The following is an 18054-nucleotide window of genomic DNA, read 5'->3' as shown; positions in this document are numbered from 1 at the left end:
CCCCCATCGCGCGTCGCGAGGTGCTGAGTGACCGTTCGGACCCGATTCGGGCACTCAGCACCTCGCAGGGCGCGGCGGTTCTCCACAGATCCGGACAGGCGGCTGCGTCTTCACCCAGATCGGGGTTGCCTGGCCGCATGCGACCCTTGCCCGACCCGGCATCGTCCCGGATGTCGATCTCCGACTTCCTGGGCACGAGCGCCCACGCGTACACGCGGGCCGAGCTCGTGGGTCACTGGTCGCGCCGCCAGCTCGACAGGGGCCTCGGCGAGGGAGGTCTCACTCGGCTCTTGGCGGGCGTCTACTGCGGCACGGCTCACGCGGGCGACCCGACCGTCCGCGCCGAGGCGCTCACGCTGTGGCAGCCGCGCGGCGCGGTGACCGGAGCATGCGCGCTGCATCTGTACGCGCGGTCGCTGCCGAAACCCGATCGCCTGGACTTCGTCGTACCGCACGGTCAGCGCCTCAACGCGCCGCCCTGGGCTCGACTGCACCAGACCGGTCCCCCGCGGTGGACCACCCGCGCGGGCGGTCTGAGGAGCGTCCCGATAGCTCGGGCGCTGCTCGACGCGTGGCGGTACTCGCCGCCCTCCGCGCGTCGGACAATTCTGTGGGAGGCGCTCTGGGAACGGGTGTGCACGTGGCGCGAGCTTGCCCGCGAACTCGAGCGCACTCCACGTGTCGCGGGCCGTCGAGATCTCGAGCGGGTGCTCGGCTGGTTCGCGGAGGGCGCGACCACCCCGCTCGAGGTGCGGGCCAAGCACGAGACCTTCGTCGACGCGCGCTTCCGCGACTTCGAGTGGCAGCAGACCCTGGCGCTGCCGACGCGCAACGCCACACCCGACATGCTGCATCGGCGCACCAAGGTCGCGGTCGAGCTCGACGGCGACCGCTACCACTCGACCCGCGCCGCGCGCGATGCGGATCGGGAACGCCGGACGGACCTCGTGGCCGCCGGGTACGCCGTGCTGGGTTTCGGGTGGAACGACATCGCCCTCAGACCAGAGTGGTGCCGCGAGCGGGTGCTCACCACGGTGGCGGGGCGGCTCGGCATCCGCAGCTCGTGAGGCGCCCGCGGATAGCAGAGCGCCCCGTGAGGTGCTCAGTGCCCGAAATCGAACGAATCGGGCACTGAGCACCTCACGGGGCGCATCGCGGGAGTCCGCGCAGCGGCGGCGCTACTTCTCCTCGTCGGTCCCCGGCGTGGTCTTCGCGACCTGCATGAGGAACTCGGCGTTGGTCTTGTTCTCCTTGAGCTTGCCCAGGAGCAGCTCGATGGCCTGCTGCTGCTCGAGCGCGGTGAGCACGCGACGCAGCTTCCACATGACCTTGAGCTCCTCGGGGCTCATGAGGATCTCCTCGCGGCGCGTGCCCGACGCGTTGACGTCGACGGCCGGGAAGATGCGGCGGTCCGCGAGCGTGCGCGAGAGCTTGAGCTCCATGTTGCCCGTGCCCTTGAACTCCTCGAAGATGACCTCGTCCGCCTTCGAGCCGGTCTCGACCAGCGCGGTCGCGAGGATCGTGAGCGAGCCGCCGTTCTCGATGTTGCGCGCGGCGCCGAAGAAGCGCTTGGGCGGGTACAGCGCCGACGAGTCGACTCCGCCGGAGAGGATGCGGCCCGAGGCCGGCGCGGAGATGTTGTACGCGCGGCCCAGGCGGGTGATCGAGTCGAGCAGCACGACCACGTCGTGACCCATCTCGACCAGACGCTTCGCACGCTCGATCGCGAGCTCGGCGACCGTGGTGTGGTCGTCGGCCGGACGATCGAAGGTCGAGGCGATGACCTCACCCTTGACCGTGCGCTGCATGTCCGTGACCTCCTCGGGGCGCTCGTCGACGAGCACGACCATGAGGTGAACCTCGGGGTTGTTGGTGACGATCGCGTTGGCGATCGACTGCAACACGAGCGTCTTGCCCGCCTTGGGAGGCGACACGATGAGGCCGCGCTGGCCCTTGCCGATGGGTGCGACCAGGTCGATCACGCGGTTGGTCATGTTGCGCGGCTCGGTCTCCAGGTGGAGACGCTGCTGCGGGTACAGCGGCGTGAGGTCGCCGAACGACGGGCGGGTGCGCGCCTCCTCGGGGGCGATGCCGTTCACCTTGTCGACGCCGGCGAGGGCGTTGAACTTCTGACGCTGTCCGCGCTCGCCCGGTCGGGGCGGGCGCACGGTGCCGGTGATCGCGTCGCCCTTGCGCAGGCCGTACTTCTTGATCTGGTTCATCGACACGTACACGTCGGACTTCCCGGGAAGGTAGCCGGTCGTGCGGATGAAGGCGTAGTTGTCGAGGATGTCGACGATGCCGCCGACGGGGGTCAGCTCCTCGTCGTCACGGGCATCGTCCTCATCGAACTGCTGGGGGATGTCGAGCACGTCGCGCTCGCGGCCACGGTTGCGACCGCGCCCACGGCCGCGGCGACGGCGCCCGCTGCGGTCATCATCGTCCAGGTCCTGCTGCGCGTCGCCCTGCTGGGGCGCGCGCTGCTGCTGCGCGTCGCCCTGCTGAGGCGTGCGCTGCTGGCGCTGCTGGCGGCGCTCGCCGCCGTCCTCGCCCTGCTGCGCTCCGCGCTGCGGGCGGTCGCCTCGAGGCAGGTCGAGCTCGATCGCCTCCTTGGCGCGGCGGGCGCGGGACTCGGGGTCCTCGGCGGCCTGGTCGCGCGCGGGCTCGACGGGCTGACCGGCGAGGGCGACGGCCTCCTTGGCGCGGCGAGCACGCTCGTCGGAGTCGTGCTCGGCGGTCGACTGGGGCGCGGACTGGGGAGCCTCGGCGCGACGGCTGCCCTGACGGCGCGCGGGGCGCTCGGCGGGGGCCTTCGCGGGCGCCTCGGCCTCGGTCGCTGCAGCCTTCGTGTTCTTGGTGGCGCGAGGCTCCTTGGCCTTGACCACGCCGCCGTTGCGGATGGCCTCGATGAGGTCCGCCTTACGCATGCGGGCGGTGCCCGAAACCCCGAGCTCGGCGGCGAGCGCCTGCAACTGGGCGAGCTTCATGGCGGAGAGGGTGGCGCCCTGATCGACTGCCACGGTCGTGTCTGTCACGTACTTTCCTTTCCTCGCACGAGCCCCTGTGGCTCCAGAAGTGCGAGATCGTCCACGTGGGTACGGCTGACGGGAGACATCATCGGCAGACGCCTGCAACGTGGATTGCGTTCGTCCGGGGCGTGAGTGCCATCCGGAGGAAGCGGGTTAAGGCTATCACCGCAGGCCAGGCCGCACAATCGAGCCGGATTCCGGAGGCGTCGGGCCCTCCTGTTGCCCTGGAGGCCCAGCGGGCCTCGCCTCCGAGAAGGGCCCGCCGCGCTCCGCCACGGAGGCTCACCATGACGCAGAGACCCATCGAGATCGTCACCCTCGGATTCGCGCATGGCCGCTTCGACGGCTCGATCCTCCCGGAGCTGGAACGGTTGGTCGAGTCCGGCACCATCTCGATCGTGAACGCGATCGTGGTGCGCAGGAACGGTCCCGATGAGGTGGAGATCGAGGAACTTGAGGAGCTCACCGACGACGACGCGGTCACCGCCCTCGACGCCGTGCGCGCCGAGGCATAGCAGAGGGAGGGGCGATCATGCGCAGAGCGGGCCGGCCAGGATTGATAGGGACGATGGCGCGGACGGCGGTCATCTCGGGCACCGCTCAGGCGGTGAGCGGGAACGTCGCGCGGGGACAGCACGCGCGGTGGGAGGCCGATGCGCAGGGTCAGCAGTCGCAGGCGGCACCTCAGGCGGCGGCCCCGGTCGCGCCGGTCGCGCCGGCGGGCGACGACCTCATGGCCCAGCTCACCCAGCTCGCGCAGATGCACGCCGCCGGAATCCTCACCGAGGCCGAGTTCGCCGCCGCGAAGGCCACGTTGCTGTCCTGACACCGCCCCGCCGCTGGCGCTCGCCCACGGGTGAGCGCCCGATGCTACGGTCCGAGAATGGCTGAGAACTCCCCCTTCACCCGCATCGTCATGACCGCGAAGGTCCGCGACATCCTGGACGCCGCGCAGCCGTGGCCGACCATCCGAGCGATCACGTCGGAGGACATCCCGTGGCTCGCGAACGCGGCGTTCGAGAGCTACCCCCGCCGCGGGCTGCACCGCGATTGGGACGCCACGGTGGCGGTCACGCAGGAGATCTTCAGGGGCGAGTGGGGTCCCTACATGCAGGTCGCCTCGCCCGCCGCGCTGAGCGAGGACGGCGAAATCCTGGGCGGGGTCACCACGGTGCTCCGCCTCGCGCGCGAGGACGCCCCCGACCACCCGTATGTGCTGAACTGCCTCACGCTGCCGGATCACCGGGGCCGCGGTGTCGCGAGCGGCCTGCTCGCCGCGACGGCGCGCGCCGTCGCGGCGGTGGGTGAGACGCAGGTGAGCCTCACCGTCGACGAGGACAACGCCGACGCGCGGCGACTCTACGACCGGCTCGGCTTCGCCGAGGTCTCGCGGGGTCCCTCCGCCGCCTGAGGATCCACCAGCGGCTCGGCCTCGTCGATCGGCGCCGCAAACTGCGCCTCATAGAGCCGCGCGTAGGCGCCGCCCGCCGCGAGCAGCTCGCGGTGCGTGCCCTGCTCGACGATCGCCCCGTGCTCCATCACCAGGATGAGGTCCGCATCGCGGATCGTGGACAGCCGATGCGCGATCACGAACGCCGTGCGGTCCTTGCGCAGCTTCGCCATCGCATGCTGCACCAAGAGCTCGGTGCGCGTGTCGACCGAGCTCGTCGCCTCGTCGAGGATCAGCACCTGCGGCTTCGCCACGAAGGCGCGCGCGATCGTCACCAGCTGACGCTCTCCCGCGGAGAGATTGGTGGCATCGTCGTCGAGCACGGTGTCGTAGCCGTCGGGCAGCGAGTGCACGAACCTATCGACGTATGCGGCCCTGGCCGCCTCGAGGATCTCCTCCTCCGTCGCACCGGTGCGCCCGTAGGCGATGTTGTCGCGGATGGTCCCGCCGAACAGCCACGTGTCCTGCAACACCATGCCGGTCCGCGCGCGGAGGTCGTCGCGAGTCATCGCGGCGATATCCGTGCCGTCGAGCGTGATGCGTCCCCCGTCGAGCTCGTAGAAGCGCAGGATGAGGTTGACCAGGGTGGTCTTGCCCGCACCGGTCGGCCCCACGATCGCGACCGTGCGCCCGGGCTCGACCGTGAGCGAAAGATCGTCGATGAGCGGCTTGTCTGCCACGTAGCGGAAGGACACGTCCTCGAAGACCAGTCGACCGTGGTCGCCCTCGGGAGACTGCGCCGGCACGGGATCGGCGCCCTGCTCCTCGGAGTCGAGGAGCTCGAACACGCGCTCGGCCGAGGCCACGCCGGACTGCACGAGGTTGGCCATCGAGCCGAGCTGGCTGAGCGGCTGCTGGAACTGCCGCGAGTATTGGATGAAGGCCTGCACGTCGCCGAGCGTCATGGTGCCGCTCGCGACCCGCAGCCCGCCTACGACCGCGATCGCGACGTAGACCAGGTTCCCCACGAACATCGTCGACGGCATGATGATGCCCGAGATGAACTGGGCCCCGAAGCTCGCCTCGTAGAGCTCCTCGTTCTTGCGCGCGAACTCCTCCTGCGCGCGCCGCCTGCGCCCGAACACCTTGACGAGCGCGTGCCCGGTGTAGCCCTCCTCGATGATCGAGTTGAGCTCTCCCGTGTGCCGCCACTGCGCCACGAACCGCGGCTGCGACCGCTTCGCGACCTGCGCGACGATCACGAGCGTGAGCGGGATCGACAGGATGGCGATCCCTGCGAGCAGCGGCGAGATCCACAGCATCATGCCCACGATGCCGATCACCGTGAGCACCGAGGTGAACAACTGACTGAGCGTCTGCTGCAGGGTCTGCGAGATGTTGTCGATGTCGTTGGTGACGCGGCTCAGCAGGTCGCCGCGCTGATGGCGGTCGAAGTAGCTGAGCGGGAGCCGGTGGATCTTGTCCTCGACGCGCGCGCGCAGCCGGTACACGGTCCGCTGCGTCACGCCGTTGAGCACGAGCCCCTGAACGAGCCCCAGGATGGCGGACGCCACGTAGATCACGACCACCCACCACAGGATCCTGTGGAGGCTGTCGAAGTCGATTCCGGTGCCCGAGATGAAGCCCTCGAAGATCACGGTGGTGGCGTTGCCCAGGATCTTGGGCCCCACGACGGACAGCGCGACGGAGCCGGCTCCGAGTACGATGACGGCGATCACGAGCCATCGCTCGGGGCCGAGCAGGCGGGCCAGGCGCGCCGCCGATGGACCGAAGTTGCTGGGCTTCTCGACGGGAGCGCCGATGCCCGGGCCCATGGGGCCGTGGGCCCGCTGGGGTGGGCGGGGCGTGGCGCCGCCGCGGCCCTGAGTGGTCGCGCTCATACCGCCTCCTCCGCTCGAAGCTGGGTACTGACGATCTCCTGATACGTGGGCGAGGTCTCGAGGAGCTCGGCGTGGGTGCCGCGGTCGACGATGCGCCCGTCCTCCATTACCAGGATCTGGTCGGCATCGACGATGCTCGAGACGCGCTGGGCGACGACGATCAGGGTCGCGTCGGTCACCTCGCGCGCAAGGGCCGCGCGCAGGCGCGCGTCGGTCGCCGTGTCGAGCGCGCTGAACGAGTCGTCGAAGATGAGGATGTCCGGCCTGCGCACGAGCGCCCGGGCGATCGAGAGGCGCTGACGCTGCCCACCCGACACGGTGGTGCCGCCCTGGGCGACCTCGGACTCAAGACCCTCGGGCATCGCGCGCACGAAGTCCTCGCCCTGGGCGATCGCGAGCGCGTCCCAGAGCTCCTGGTCCGTGGCATCCTCGCGCCCGAACCTCAACGTCGAGGCGACGGTGCCCGCGAAGAGGTACGGCCGCTGCGGGACGAGCCCGACGCGGCCCCACAACGACTCGAGGTCGGCGTCGCGCACGTCGACGCCTCCCACGCGCACGGTGCCCGACGACGCGTCGTACAGGCGTGGGATGAGGCTCACGAGCGTGCTCTTGCCCGCGCCGGTCGAGCCGATAATTGCCGTGGTCGTGCCCCGCCGCGCGGTGAACGAGATGTCCGCGAGGACCGGCTGCTCGGCGCCGGGGTACGTGAAGGTCACGTTCTCGAAGACCACCTCGCCCGTGCCCGGGACCTGGACCCCGGCATCGGCCTCCACGACCGTGCTCGACGTCGAGAGGACGTCGGTGATGCGATCCGCCGCAACGGCGGCGCGCGGCACGAGCACGAACAGGAACGTCGCCATGAGCACCGAGAACAGGATCTGGATGAGGTACGCGAAGAACGCGGTGAGCGCGCCCACCTGCATCTCGCCCGCCGCGATGCGCTCCGCGCCGAACCACATCACCGCGACAGAGCCGAGGTTCACCACGAGCAGGACCAGCGGGAACATCGAGGCCATGAGGCGGCCCGCCTTGATCGCCGACTCCGTGACGAGCGCGTTAGCGTCCGCGAAGCGCTCGCGCTCAACGCCCTCGCGCACGAAGGCCCTCACGACGCGGATGCCGGTGAGCTGCTCGCGCAGGACGCGGTTGATGCCGTCGATGCGGGTCTGCATGCGCCGGAAGTGAGGCACCATGCGCCACACGATGAGCGACACGATGATCAGCAGCAGCGGGATCGCGACCGCCATGATCCACGACAGCTGCACGTCCTGCTGCAGCGCGAGCACCACGCCGCCGATCGCCGTGAACGGCGCGGAGATCAGCAGCGTCGACGTCATGAGCACGAGCATCTGGACCTGCTGGACGTCGTTGGTCGAGCGCGTGATGAGCGAGGGTGCGCCGAACCGCTGGACCTCGGCCTCCGAGAAGGTCGACACGCGTTCGAAGATGTCGCCGCGCAGGTCACGCCCGACGCGCATCGCGATCTTCGCGCCAAAGTAGACCGCCGCGATGGTGCACGCGATGCCCACGAAGGACAGGATCAGCATGAGACCGCCGATCCTCCAGATGTAACCCGTGTCGCCGACCGCGACGCCGTTGTCGATGATGTCGGCGTTCAGGGTCGGCAGGTAGAGGTTGACCATCGATTGAGCGAACTGGAAGACCACCACTCCGAGGAGCAGGTTCCAGTACGGCCTCACGGACGAGACCAGCAGCTTCCAGAGCATCGCGGCCCCCTTCTAGGCGTCGGAGGCGTCGTGGGCGACGCCGTGCAGGATGAAGTCGGCGAGCGCGGACGGGTCCGAGCCTGCACCGGTGGCAAGGAATGGCATCGACGTGCCGAACACGAGGATGCGTAGGTAGTCGACCGCGGCGGGGACGCTCACGCGCAGCCGCTCGCGGTCGGGCTCGAGGAGGCGCACGACCACGTCGGTGGCCTCGCCCAGGGGCGGATGACGGTGGCCGTGGTGATCCGCGGCCTTCGCGCGCGCGTGCTCGCGAGGCCCGAGCGCGGTCATGAATCTCACGACGCTCCCCACGCGGCTGTGGAGCAGCATCACGATCTGCTCGATCTTCACCTCGAGCGGCTGGGCGGGGTCGATCGCACCCAGCATCGCGAGGGTGTCCGCCGGATCCATGACGCGCTCGACCGCGCCATCGATGAGCGCGTTCTTGTCGGGGAACGCGCGGAAGACCGTGCCCTCGGCGATGCCTGCCGCGTCCGCGATCTCTCGCGTCGTGACGTCCGCGCCGCGCTCGAGGATGAGCGGAATCGCCGCGTCGAGAATCGACGCGCGGCGGTCGTCTGGCGACATCGGGGCGGCCCGGCGGGCCTTGGTGGTCATGCGCATCAGGCTAAGTGAGTGAGGACTCACTCCGCAAGTCGCGTGGGGACGATGCGCGGCGCGCCGCCCCCGGTCGGGTCGCGGCCGCGCGGCGGTCGTTAGTCGTGCTCGGTCAAGTCGTACGCGGCGAGCTGCCCCTCCTCCACGACGACACCGATCCGCCGCCCGTCGACCTCCCCGACCGTCGCGGCACCCTCGATGGCCGCCCGCGACCACACCGCGTCTCCCGCGTCGGCGCTCCCCGCCGCGGAGCCGCCCGCCGTAGCGCCGCGGCAGGGCCGCGCCATGAGCCCCGACCTCACCGGTTCGCGATCCCCCGACAGCGACGCGTACTCGGCATCGGCACTCCAGCGCACCTGGGTACACGCGACCGTGCCCTCGCCCAGGGCCGTGAAGGCGCCAGTCTCGAGGTTGATCGCCCCGACCACGCCCGCCGACTCGGCCAGGAGGGTCCCCGGTGGCGAGGCGTACCCGTGGCCACCCTCGCGCGAGTGCAGGACCGCGTCGGGCAGCTCCGCCTCCCACGCGAGGTCCGACGCGCGCGCACCGGCTCCCGCGATCACCAGGTCGCCCGGATCCTGGACCCATTCACCGCCGCGCTCGGCCACGAGCGCGAGATCGCCCGAGCACAACACCTCGGCGTGACACCACAGCCGGCCGTCGCGCCGCGCGAGCACCTCGCCCGTCGCGAGGTCGAGGCTGAGAGCGGTGAAGTCCCGCACCTCCACCCGCTCCGTGGCGTCGGGGTCGACTCCCAGGCTCGTACTGAGGTGAAGCACGTCGCCGGTGGGATCCTCTCTCACGGTCGCGGCCGCGAGGGAGCCGAGCACCGAGCCGCCAGGCTCGAGGTCATCCACCGGGAGTCGCCACAGCACCCGCCCGTCGTCGCCCCTCCTCACAAGCGCCTCCGCGCCATCATCCGCGATCTCGGCCTGAACCCCACCCGCGAGGACTCGCGCCTCGGCCACGCCGTCATGAATCCCGGACTCGTCGAAGGGCTCGGCGGCGAGCGTCGCCGGATCGATCCTCACGGTGCTCCACGTGCGGGTGAGGTCCGTCGAGACCCCCAAGCAGAGTCCTCCGGCTCCTGGACAGACCCAGGACTGGCTCATCCAGGCGCGGGGCAGTTCCGCGAGTATCGTGCCCGTCGCGGGATCGAGGATCGCACCCGTGTGGCCCGAGCCACCGTCGGCGGACTCGCGTTCCGCGGGACCCACGTTGAGGACAACGGTGTCCCCCTCGGAGGTCTCGAACGACGTGAGGTCTCGCTCACGCGCCCCCACCAGCGCTCCCCTGCTCGAGGCCCGCCTCCACCGCACCTCCCCCGTCTCCAGGTCAATCCCCTTGAGGACGTCCGGATCGCCCAGGTGGTCGACGGCCACCACCGTGCCGTCGTGGATCGCGACCGGGCCGCCGAACTCGCCGTACGAGGTCCACAGCGGCTCGAGCCGGTCGAGCATCGCGCCCGCGAGATCGTAGGGCCGCTCGCTGCGCTCCTGGGCGACCTTGGCGGGGCCGCGACCCGGCCCCGCGGTCGCGCTCGCCGAGGCGTCGCCCTCCCCTGCCCCGCCCCCGCCCGCCGCGGTGCACCCGGCGAGCACCAGCATCGTCCCCGCGACCGCCCCGCACCATCCCGGTGTCACCGCCATGGCTCCCCCTCGTGTCGACCTGCCTCCGGACGCTAGTCCGAGGCGCGACCACGCGAGGGCGATCGCCCGAATCTGTGGATAACCCGCCGCCGCTAGGTGAGGCGGCGCGCGAACGTCACCGTGGCATCGTCCTCACTCGCTGGCACGAATCCCACGCGGGGGTAGAACGACTGCGCGCACGCGTTGGCGCGCTCGGCGACCAGATGCACGCCGCTCACTCCGAGCGACCCGAGCAGCGCGCACGCGGCCTCGATGAGTGCGCGGCCGGCGCCGCGGCCCTGCTGGTCGGGTAGCAGGTCGATGTGGAGGTGGGCAGGGTAGGAGGCGAGCAGCGGGCTCAGCATGCGTCGGGGGTCCGCGGCGGCGGCGAGGAGCCAGTCGTCGGACGCGGTGCGACGGGGATGCCCGCCCGCCCGCTCGGGCCACCATGAACGGACGAACCACTCCTGGAAGGCCGCGGTGTCCGACGTGCCGAGCACGTAGCCTCGGGTGCCGCCGCCCACGTCCCACACGAGCGCGAAGCCGCCGGGGCCATGGAGATAGGGCGTGGCGTAGACGTCAGCGAGCACAGTGTCGTCGCCAAAGACGCCCGAGGCGTCGTCGCCCCGGGCGCCCGTGAGCAGGCAGATGCGCGGGATCGCGCCGTGGTCCCGCCGCTGCGCGGGGCGGACGGTCGGCTCGGCCGGGACGGACGGCATACGCCGAGTGTAGGACCGTCACCTACGCTGGTGAGGTGCGTCCGGAAGTCCTCGAAATCCCCCTGTTCGTCAACCTGCTCGCGGTGTTCGTTGGCGCGCTCGGCGGCACCATTCGCGCCGGCGAGGACGACCACACGGACCTCATGGGGGTGCTCACTCTCGCCGCGGCGATGGGATTCGGGGGCGGGATCATCCGCGACGTGCTCCTGGGAAATCTGCCGCCGGCCGCGTTCCGCGAGCCGCTCTACCTGGTCGCCGCCGCAGCGGCCGCGGGACTGGGCATGCTGTTCCTCTACTACCTCAAGAAGCTGGGCCGCTTCCTGTGGTGGCTCGACACGCTGATCATCGGCCTATTCGCGTGCGTGGGCGCCAATGCCGCGCTCATCGCGGGGCTGGGGCGGCTCCCGACGGTCGTGATCGGGACCATCGGGGCCGTGGGCGGGCTGATCCTCACGGATCTGCTCCAGGCCAGGCCGTCGTCGATCATGTACGCGGGGCCGCCCAACGCGGTCGCGGGGATGGCGGGCGCTCTCGTGTACGCGCTGGTCTACACCGGAACGCAGCCCGTGGTCACGACCGCGCTTGCGGTGGCCGCGACGTTCGTGGTGCGGCTCACCGGGCCGCTGTTCCACCTCGAGGTTCCCCAGCCGCGCAAGCATGCCTATGACCTCCGTGCCGCCCGCATGGAGACCGAGGCCAAGCGGGCAGCGAAGGCCGCGCTGCGCGCCGCTCGGCTCGAGGAGAAGGCGATGCGTCTGCGCGACAAGCGAGCGCGAGCCCGCACGACGGAAGAGGGCGCGGACCTCGACGCGCCGCCGGGCCCCACGGGTCACGCCTGACCTAGGGCGGGTCGTGGTGCGCCCCTCCCGCCGCACACCACCCCCACGACCGCGTCCCTCCCCACCCCCACGACCGCATCCCTCCCCACCCCCACGACCGCATCCCTCCCCACCCCCACCGCCTCGCGCATAGAATCTTGCGATTTCACGGCCCAAAAGAGCTCTCGCGCATCACGTAGTGCGATCTCATCCACAGATTCGCCCGGGGCGGCGCGACCGGCAGCGCCTCGGCGCTATGCAAGTTCTCATGACACCTCGCACGCACCTCCCCGCCGAACTCCACCGCAGCCCGCGCACCTATTCATGGGCGGAAATGGTCGCGATGACCACCCCTCACCACGTGCGTGCCGCGATCGCCGCGCAGGAGGTGGTCGCGGTCCTGCCGGGGCGCTTCGCGTCGACTCCGCACGCGTGGTCGTTGGTGACGCGTGCGCACGCCGCCACCGCGTCGGGCGCGGGCGTGCTGACCGGGGCCGCCGCACTCTTCGCATGGAACGGACTTCGCCGCCCGCCCGACCACGCGCTCATCGCACTTCCGCGCGGGCATCGCCTCGCCACCCGCGAGTGGCTCATGACCTTCGCCCCTGTCACGGAGGTGCCCATCGCGGGGACCTGGGGAGATGTTCCGGTCACGGATCCGGCACGAGCCGCCCTTCACGAATGGGTGCGGGGCCGACCCGGACACCCCACGGGCACCATCATCGAGGCGTTGCGCCGCCGCGTGGTCTCCACCGACTCCATCAGGCTGCTGCTCACGGACACGTACCGCGTGCGGGATCGCTCGGGATTGCACCGGGTCCTCGACGCCTTCGATGCGGGCGCCCACAGTTACCTGGAGTTCGAGGCGCTCACGTCAACGTTCTCGGGTCGCGAGTTCGCGCACTTCATCCGCCAGCACAGCGTGCGGGCGCGCCAGCACACGTACCACCTCGACATGTACGACCCCGCTACCCAGACCGCGGTCGAGCTGGACGGCGGCGAGTTCCACGCCGCTGGCGAGGATCGTGAGCGGGACCTCGAACGCGATGCGGACCTGGCGACCATCGGGATCCTCACGGTGCGGCTGTCGTACCGCCGCGTGATGGAGACGCCGGGATGGTGCCGGCGCACGGTGAGGGCCGTCCTGCGGACGCGATCGCACTAGACGATGCACGTGGGCCCTTTTCGCCCCAAGATTCACAAGATCCTATGCGCCAAGCGGAGGTGGAGCGGGGAGGTGAAGCGGGACGGAACGGGGCGGTGAGGCGGAGGATGCGCCGTAATGGGGGCGGGGTGGAACGGGGAGGCGGGGTGAGGCGGGACGGGAGGTGACGGCGCGGATCCGCGAAACTACAGCCGCACGCCCATCGCGCCGGGCACCCGCTCGATCGTGTGGACACAGCGCCACGACTCGCCGCCCACGCCCTCGGCCCAGGCGGGAACGCCCGACTCGAGGCCGGCGGCCGCCAGGTCCGCGCCCAGCACCAGCACCGACGGCCCCGCACCCGACACCACGGCGGCGAGGCCGCGGTCGCGCAGCGCGCGCAGCATCGACGTGGCCGGTCCCAGCACGTCCGCGCGGTAACCCTGGTGGAGTCGGTCGTCAGTCGCGGCGAGCAGGTCCTCGGGACGCCCCGCGAGCGCGTTGACCAGCAGCGCGGCACGGGCCACGTTGAACGCGGCATCCACGTGAGGAACCTTCGCGGGCAGCACCGCGCGCGCCTCCTTGGTCGGCAACACCGAGGACGGGATGAGCACCGCAGTCTCGATCTCGTCGGCGAGCTGCAGCGGGCGCGCGTGCACGCCCTCCGCGTCCTTCCATGCGACGGTCGCGCCGCCGTAGATAGCCGGCGCCGCGTTGTCGGGGTGACCCTCGAACGCGTTGGCGAGCACCAGGGTCTCCTCGAGAGACAGGGCGTCGGGTTCAGCGATGAGGGCGCGCGCGGCGACGATGCCCGCGACGACGGCCGCCGCCGAGGAACCGAGGCCACGGCCATGGGGAATGCGGTTGATCGCCCTCATGTGGAGGCCGGTCTGGGACGCGCCGACGTGGTCGAGCGCCGCGCGCAGCGCCTGCACCACGAGGTGGGACTCGTCGCGCGCGAGCGTCGACTCGCCCTCGCCCTCGATCTCGATGGTCACCTCGGAGGACGCGAGCGCACGCACCTCGACCTCGTCCGCGACACCCAGCGCCATGCCGAGCGCGTCGAAGCCCGGCCCCAGGTTGCCCGCGGTCGCGGGAACGGAGACCTTGACGTGGTCGGCGGCGAGCCTCATGGCCATGGCGCCGGCCTACAGCCCGAGCGCCGCCGCGGCGGCCTCGACGTCAACGGGGATGACGGTGGGCTCGACCTCGCGGCCCGCGAGCGCGGTCGCGGTGTCCTTGAGTCCGTTGCCGGTCACGGTGCACGTGATGGTCGCGCCGCGCGGGACCTCTCCCAACGCGGCGGCCGCGAGTAGGCCCGCGATGGGCGCGGCGGAGGCGGGCTCGACGAACACGCCGACCTCGTCAGCCAGTCGAGCCTGAGCGTGAAGGATCTGCGCGTCCGAGACGGCGCGGATCCAGCCGCCCGACTCGTCGCGCGCCGCGACCGCGAGGTCCCACGACGCCGGCTTGCCGATGCGGATCGCGGTCGCCACGGTCTCGGGGTCCTTGATGGGGTGGCCGGCCACGAACGGCGCCGCGCCGGCGGCCTGTACGCCCCACACGCGAGGGGTGCGCGTCGCGCCGTGCGAGAGCGCCTCGCGGAAGCCCATCCAGTACGCGGAGATGTTGCCCGCGTTGCCCACGGGGAGCATGTGGATGTCGGGGGCGTCACCCAGCTGGTCGACGATCTCGAAGGCCGCGGTCTTCTGGCCCTGCAGGCGGTACGGGTTGACCGAGTTGACCAGCGCGATCGGGTAGTCCTCGGACAGTGAGCGCACGATCTCGAGGCACTCGTCGAAGTTGCCGTCGACCTGCACCAGTTCGGCGCCGTGCACGATCGCCTGCGCCATCTTGCCCGCCGCGATCTTGCCCTGGGGGATCATCACGACGCAGCGCAGCCCCGCGTGAGCGGCGTACGCGGCCGCGGAGGCGGACGTGTTGCCCGTCGAGGCGCACACCACGGTGTGGTCGCCGTCCTTCACCACCTGCGTGATCGCGGAGGTCATGCCACGATCCTTGAAGGACCCGGTCGGGTTCATGCCCTCGACCTTGACGAAGACCTCGGCCCCGACCTCGGCGGAGATCGACGGCGCGTGCACCAGCGGCGTGCCGCCCTCGCCGAGCGTGACGATCCTGTCCTCGGCCGTGAACGGCAGCCGGTCCAGGTACTCGTTGATGATCCCGCGCCACACGTGTGCCACCGCTACTCCCCCTCGATCCTCAGGACGGACTTCACCGCGGCCACCGCGTCGCTGCGGCGCAGCCCCTCGACCGTCGCCCGCAGGTCGCGCTCGGGCGCCGCGTAGGTCGACAGGATCAGCCCGGCATGCGTCTGGCCCGGCACCTGCCTCACGATCTCGATGCCCACGCCGTGCTGCGCGAACACCTCGGCCACCGCGGAGAGCACGCCGGGGCGGTCCTCGACCGCCATGCGCACGCAGTACCGCGTGAGGGCCGCCTCGATCGGCAGGACGTCGTGCACCGCGTAGTGGGACTCGCGCGGACCCTTGCCCCCGTTCGCGCGGTGGCGCGCCACGGAGACCAGGTCGCCCAGGACGGCCGATGCCGTGGGCGTCCCTCCCGCTCCCTGTCCGTAGAACATGAGGCCGCCCGCGGACTCGGCCTCGATGAAGACGGCGTTGAATGCGCCGTGGACCCCCGCGAGCGGGTGGTCGGACGGCACCAGCGCGGGGTGCACGCGCACGGCCACTCCCTCGGGCGTCCGCTCGGCGATGGCGAGCAGCTTGATGACCTGGTCGGTCTCGCGCGCCGCGATGACGTCCTCCGCGGTGATCGCGGAGATGCCCTCGCAGTAGACGTCCTCGAGCGCCACCCGCTGGTGGAACGCGAGAGAGGCGAGGATCGCGGCCTTGGCCGCGGCATCGTGCCCCTCGACGTCCGCGGTGGGATCCGCCTCCGCGTAGCCCAGCTCCTGCGCCTGCTTGAGCGCGACGTCGTACGACAGCCCGCGCCGCGTCATCTCGTCGAGGATGTAGTTCGTGGTGCCGTTGACGATCCCGAGGATGCGCGTGATGTGGTCGCCCGCGAGCGACTCGCGCACGGGTCGCACCAGCGGAATCGCACCCGCGACGGCGGCCTCGAAATAGAGGTCGACGTTCGCCGCGTCGGCCGCCTCGTAGAGCTCGGGCCCGTGCGCGGCGAGCAGCGCCTTGTTCGCGGTCACGACCGAGGCTCCGCCAGCGATCGCCTCGAGGATCAGCGTGCGCGCGGGCTCGATGCCGCCCATGAGCTCGACCACGACGTCGGCCCCGGCCACGAGCGCCGACGCATCCGACGTCAGCACCGTGGCGGGCAGGTGCGGCCCGCGGTCCTTCGACGTGTCGCGCACGTACACTCCGGCGAGCTCGAGCGGCGCGCCCACGCGCGCGGCGAGGTCGGGCCCCTGCTCGGAGAGGAGACGCACGACCTCCGAGCCGACGGTTCCTGGGCCGAGGATGGCGATTCTCACGGGCTTCGCGGGGTCTGACACGGCACCCACTCTAGCGGCGGCGGGGAGGGGACGATGCGGGGGCTCAGGGAACGCGGCGATAGGACGCCCGGGCGCGTTCGACCTGCGCGGTCGAGCCCTCGAAGAGGTCGGCGAGGGCGCGGAGCCGCGCGGCCGCCTCGGCGCCGAGCTCCGTGAGCGAGTAGTCGACGTGCGGGGGAATCGCGCTGCGCACCTCGCGCACGAGCAGCCCGTCACGCTCGAGGGACTGCAGCGTCTGGGAGAGCATCTTCTCGCTCACCCCCTCGACGCGGCGACGGAGTTCGCCGAACCGGTGCGGGCTCTCGCCGAGCGCGAGCAGCACCAGCGACGCCCACTTGCTCGTGACGTCCTCGAAGACTGCCCGCGACGTGCACGCGGCCGCGAAGACGCTCGTGACGAGCTCGGGCGACGGACCCGGCTCGGAGCCGTGGCCGGCCGGCGGCTCGAGTCGCGGGGCGGCGGAGGACATGACTCGAGGATACGCCTCCTCGCTCGGGAATACACAGCGCTAACTCAGAGTTAGTGCATGGCGAACGGTGCGCAGTGCGCCGCGTCACCCTCTCGGAAGGAACAGCCATGACTACCATCGCCGTCACCGGAGCCAGCGGTCAGCTCGGCCACCTCGTGGTCGACTCGCTCATCGCGCGCGGGGTCGCCCCGTCGAGCATCGTCGCGATCGCACGCACCACCGCCAAGGCCGCCGACCTCGCCGAGCGCGGAGTCGACGTGCGCCACGGCGACTACGACCAGCCCGACACGCTCGACGCCGCCCTCGCCGGCGTGGACCGCCTGGTGCTCGTGTCCGCGTCCGAGGTGGGTAAGCGCGTCGCCCAGCACGCCGCCGTCATCGCCGCCGCCGAGCGCGCGGGCGTCGGACGCATCGTCTACACATCCCTGCTGCGCGCCGACGCCACGTCCAACCCGCTCGCGCCCGAGCACGCCGCGACCGAGCAGGCCCTCGCCGCCTCCCCCATCCCCGCGACGGTCCTGCGCAATTCCTGGTACCTCGAGAACTACACGGGCCAGATCCCGACGTACGCCGCGACCGGCACGGTGCTGGGCGCGACCGCCGGGGCGACCATCGCCGCCGCCTCCCGCGCGGACTACGCCGAGGCCGCCGCCGCGGCCGCGCTCGCCGAGGACGCAGGAGGCACGTACGAGCTGGCCGGCACGCGCTTCACCCTCGACGACCTTGCCGCGGCCGTCGCGGCCGCGACGGGCACGCCCGTCGCCCACTCCGACGTGAGCGTCGAGCAGCTCACCGCCACGTTCCAGGAGGTCGGCATGGACGCGGGCACCGCAGGCTTCTGGGCCGCGGTCGACGCGTCGATCGCCAAGGGTGAACTGGACACCGACAGCGACGCCCTCGAGCGCCTCATCGGACGTCCCGCGACCTCGCTCGCCGAGGCCGTCGCGGCGGCTCAGTCGCACTAAGGGCGCGGCTCTGCGCGAGGCACCGCCTCACGATCGACCGTCGCGGGGGGGGGGGGGGGGGGGGCCCCCCCCCCCCCCCGCCCCCCCCCACCCGCCACGAAGCGGCGGGGGGGGCGGCGGCCCCCGAACCGCGCCTCAACCCTCGCCACCCCC

The 18054-nt window shown here is 71.5% G+C and carries 17 protein-coding genes; 7 read left to right on the top strand and 10 right to left on the bottom strand.

Features of this window, described 5'->3' with window-relative positions; translation table 11 throughout:
• Nucleotides 1-137 precede the first annotated feature (137 nt).
• On the top strand, nt 138-1067 hold the full coding sequence (locus ABEA62_RS07560) for an endonuclease domain-containing protein (protein WP_286215286.1): 930 nt from the start codon (nt 138-140) through the stop codon (nt 1065-1067).
• 111 nt (nt 1068-1178) lie between these two features.
• On the opposite strand, the gene rho is transcribed toward ABEA62_RS07560, so the two are convergent.
• On the bottom strand, nt 1179-3035 hold the full coding sequence (gene rho / locus ABEA62_RS07555; protein WP_425557996.1) for a transcription termination factor Rho: 1857 nt from the start codon (nt 3033-3035) through the stop codon (nt 1179-1181).
• A gap of 281 nt (nt 3036-3316) precedes the next feature.
• On the opposite strand from rho, the gene ABEA62_RS07550 reads away from it, so the two are divergent.
• From ABEA62_RS07550 to ABEA62_RS07540, 3 genes are read left to right on the top strand one after another with little or no spacing between them, the layout of a single operon-like run.
• Nucleotides 3317-3544: a hypothetical protein gene (locus tag ABEA62_RS07550; RefSeq protein ID WP_286215285.1), complete on the top strand. Its 228-nt coding sequence runs from the start codon at nt 3317-3319 to the stop codon at nt 3542-3544.
• Nucleotides 3545-3597: 53 nt separating this feature from the next.
• Nucleotides 3598-3855, top strand: coding sequence for an SHOCT domain-containing protein (locus ABEA62_RS07545; protein ID WP_286215284.1), 258 nt, complete (start codon nt 3598-3600; stop codon nt 3853-3855).
• A 57-nt stretch (nt 3856-3912) separates the two neighbouring features.
• Complete coding sequence (locus ABEA62_RS07540; RefSeq protein ID WP_345379422.1) at nt 3913-4440, top strand: GNAT family N-acetyltransferase; 528 nt, start codon at nt 3913-3915, stop codon at nt 4438-4440.
• Here the strand turns inward: ABEA62_RS07540 and ABEA62_RS07535 are convergent.
• From ABEA62_RS07535 to ABEA62_RS07515, 5 genes are all read right to left on the bottom strand, one after another.
• Complete coding sequence (locus ABEA62_RS07535) at nt 4389-6320, bottom strand: ABC transporter ATP-binding protein (protein ID WP_286215281.1); 1932 nt, start codon at nt 6318-6320, stop codon at nt 4389-4391. The genes ABEA62_RS07540 and ABEA62_RS07535 overlap by 52 nt on opposite strands.
• Nucleotides 6317-8047 carry an ABC transporter ATP-binding protein gene (locus ABEA62_RS07530; protein WP_286215279.1) on the bottom strand — a complete coding sequence of 577 codons (1731 nt, stop codon included), beginning with the start codon at nt 8045-8047 and terminating at the stop codon, nt 6317-6319. The genes ABEA62_RS07535 and ABEA62_RS07530 overlap by 4 nt, the downstream gene beginning before the upstream one ends.
• Before the next feature lie 12 nt (nt 8048-8059).
• On the bottom strand, nt 8060-8665 hold the full coding sequence (locus tag ABEA62_RS07525; protein ID WP_286215277.1) for a TetR/AcrR family transcriptional regulator: 606 nt from the start codon (nt 8663-8665) through the stop codon (nt 8060-8062).
• Between the two features lie 98 nt (nt 8666-8763).
• Nucleotides 8764-10314, bottom strand: coding sequence for a hypothetical protein (locus tag ABEA62_RS07520; protein WP_286215275.1), 1551 nt, complete (start codon nt 10312-10314; stop codon nt 8764-8766).
• Between the two features lie 92 nt (nt 10315-10406).
• Nucleotides 10407-11012, bottom strand: coding sequence for a GNAT family N-acetyltransferase (locus ABEA62_RS07515; RefSeq protein WP_286215273.1), 606 nt, complete (start codon nt 11010-11012; stop codon nt 10407-10409).
• 35 nt (nt 11013-11047) lie between these two features.
• Between ABEA62_RS07515 and ABEA62_RS07510 the strand changes: the two genes are divergently transcribed.
• Nucleotides 11048-11851: a trimeric intracellular cation channel family protein gene (locus ABEA62_RS07510; protein ID WP_286215271.1), complete on the top strand. Its 804-nt coding sequence runs from the start codon at nt 11048-11050 to the stop codon at nt 11849-11851.
• Nucleotides 11852-12098: 247 nt separating this feature from the next.
• Complete coding sequence (locus ABEA62_RS07505; RefSeq protein WP_286215269.1) at nt 12099-12995, top strand: endonuclease domain-containing protein; 897 nt, start codon at nt 12099-12101, stop codon at nt 12993-12995.
• Nucleotides 12996-13180: 185 nt separating this feature from the next.
• On the opposite strand, the gene thrB is transcribed toward ABEA62_RS07505, so the two are convergent.
• The 4 genes from thrB to ABEA62_RS07485 are packed head-to-tail and all read right to left on the bottom strand — an operon-like array spanning nt 13181 to nt 16936.
• A complete protein-coding gene (thrB, locus tag ABEA62_RS07500) occupies nt 13181-14113 on the bottom strand; it encodes a homoserine kinase (protein ID WP_345379416.1) in 933 nt (310 codons plus the stop codon).
• 9 nt (nt 14114-14122) lie between these two features.
• Entirely contained in the window at nt 14123-15178 is a 1056-nt protein-coding gene (gene thrC, locus ABEA62_RS07495; RefSeq protein ID WP_286215268.1) for a threonine synthase, read from the bottom strand.
• Nucleotides 15179-15180: 2 nt separating this feature from the next.
• Nucleotides 15181-16476 (bottom strand): homoserine dehydrogenase, encoded by a 1296-nt coding sequence (locus ABEA62_RS07490; protein WP_286215267.1) that lies wholly within the window; start codon nt 16474-16476, stop codon nt 15181-15183.
• Nucleotides 16477-16510: 34 nt separating this feature from the next.
• A complete protein-coding gene (locus ABEA62_RS07485) occupies nt 16511-16936 on the bottom strand; it encodes a winged helix-turn-helix transcriptional regulator (protein WP_286215265.1) in 426 nt (141 codons plus the stop codon).
• Nucleotides 16937-17043: 107 nt separating this feature from the next.
• On the opposite strand from ABEA62_RS07485, the gene ABEA62_RS07480 reads away from it, so the two are divergent.
• On the top strand, nt 17044-17901 hold the full coding sequence (locus ABEA62_RS07480) for an NmrA family NAD(P)-binding protein (RefSeq protein WP_286215259.1): 858 nt from the start codon (nt 17044-17046) through the stop codon (nt 17899-17901).
• Nucleotides 17902-18054 lie beyond the last annotated feature (153 nt).

Source organism: Demequina sediminis (genome assembly GCF_039545075.1).
GTDB classification, from domain to species: Bacteria; Actinomycetota; Actinomycetes; order Actinomycetales; family Demequinaceae; genus Demequina; species Demequina sediminis.
This window is presented reverse-complemented; position numbering and strand designations above follow the sequence as displayed.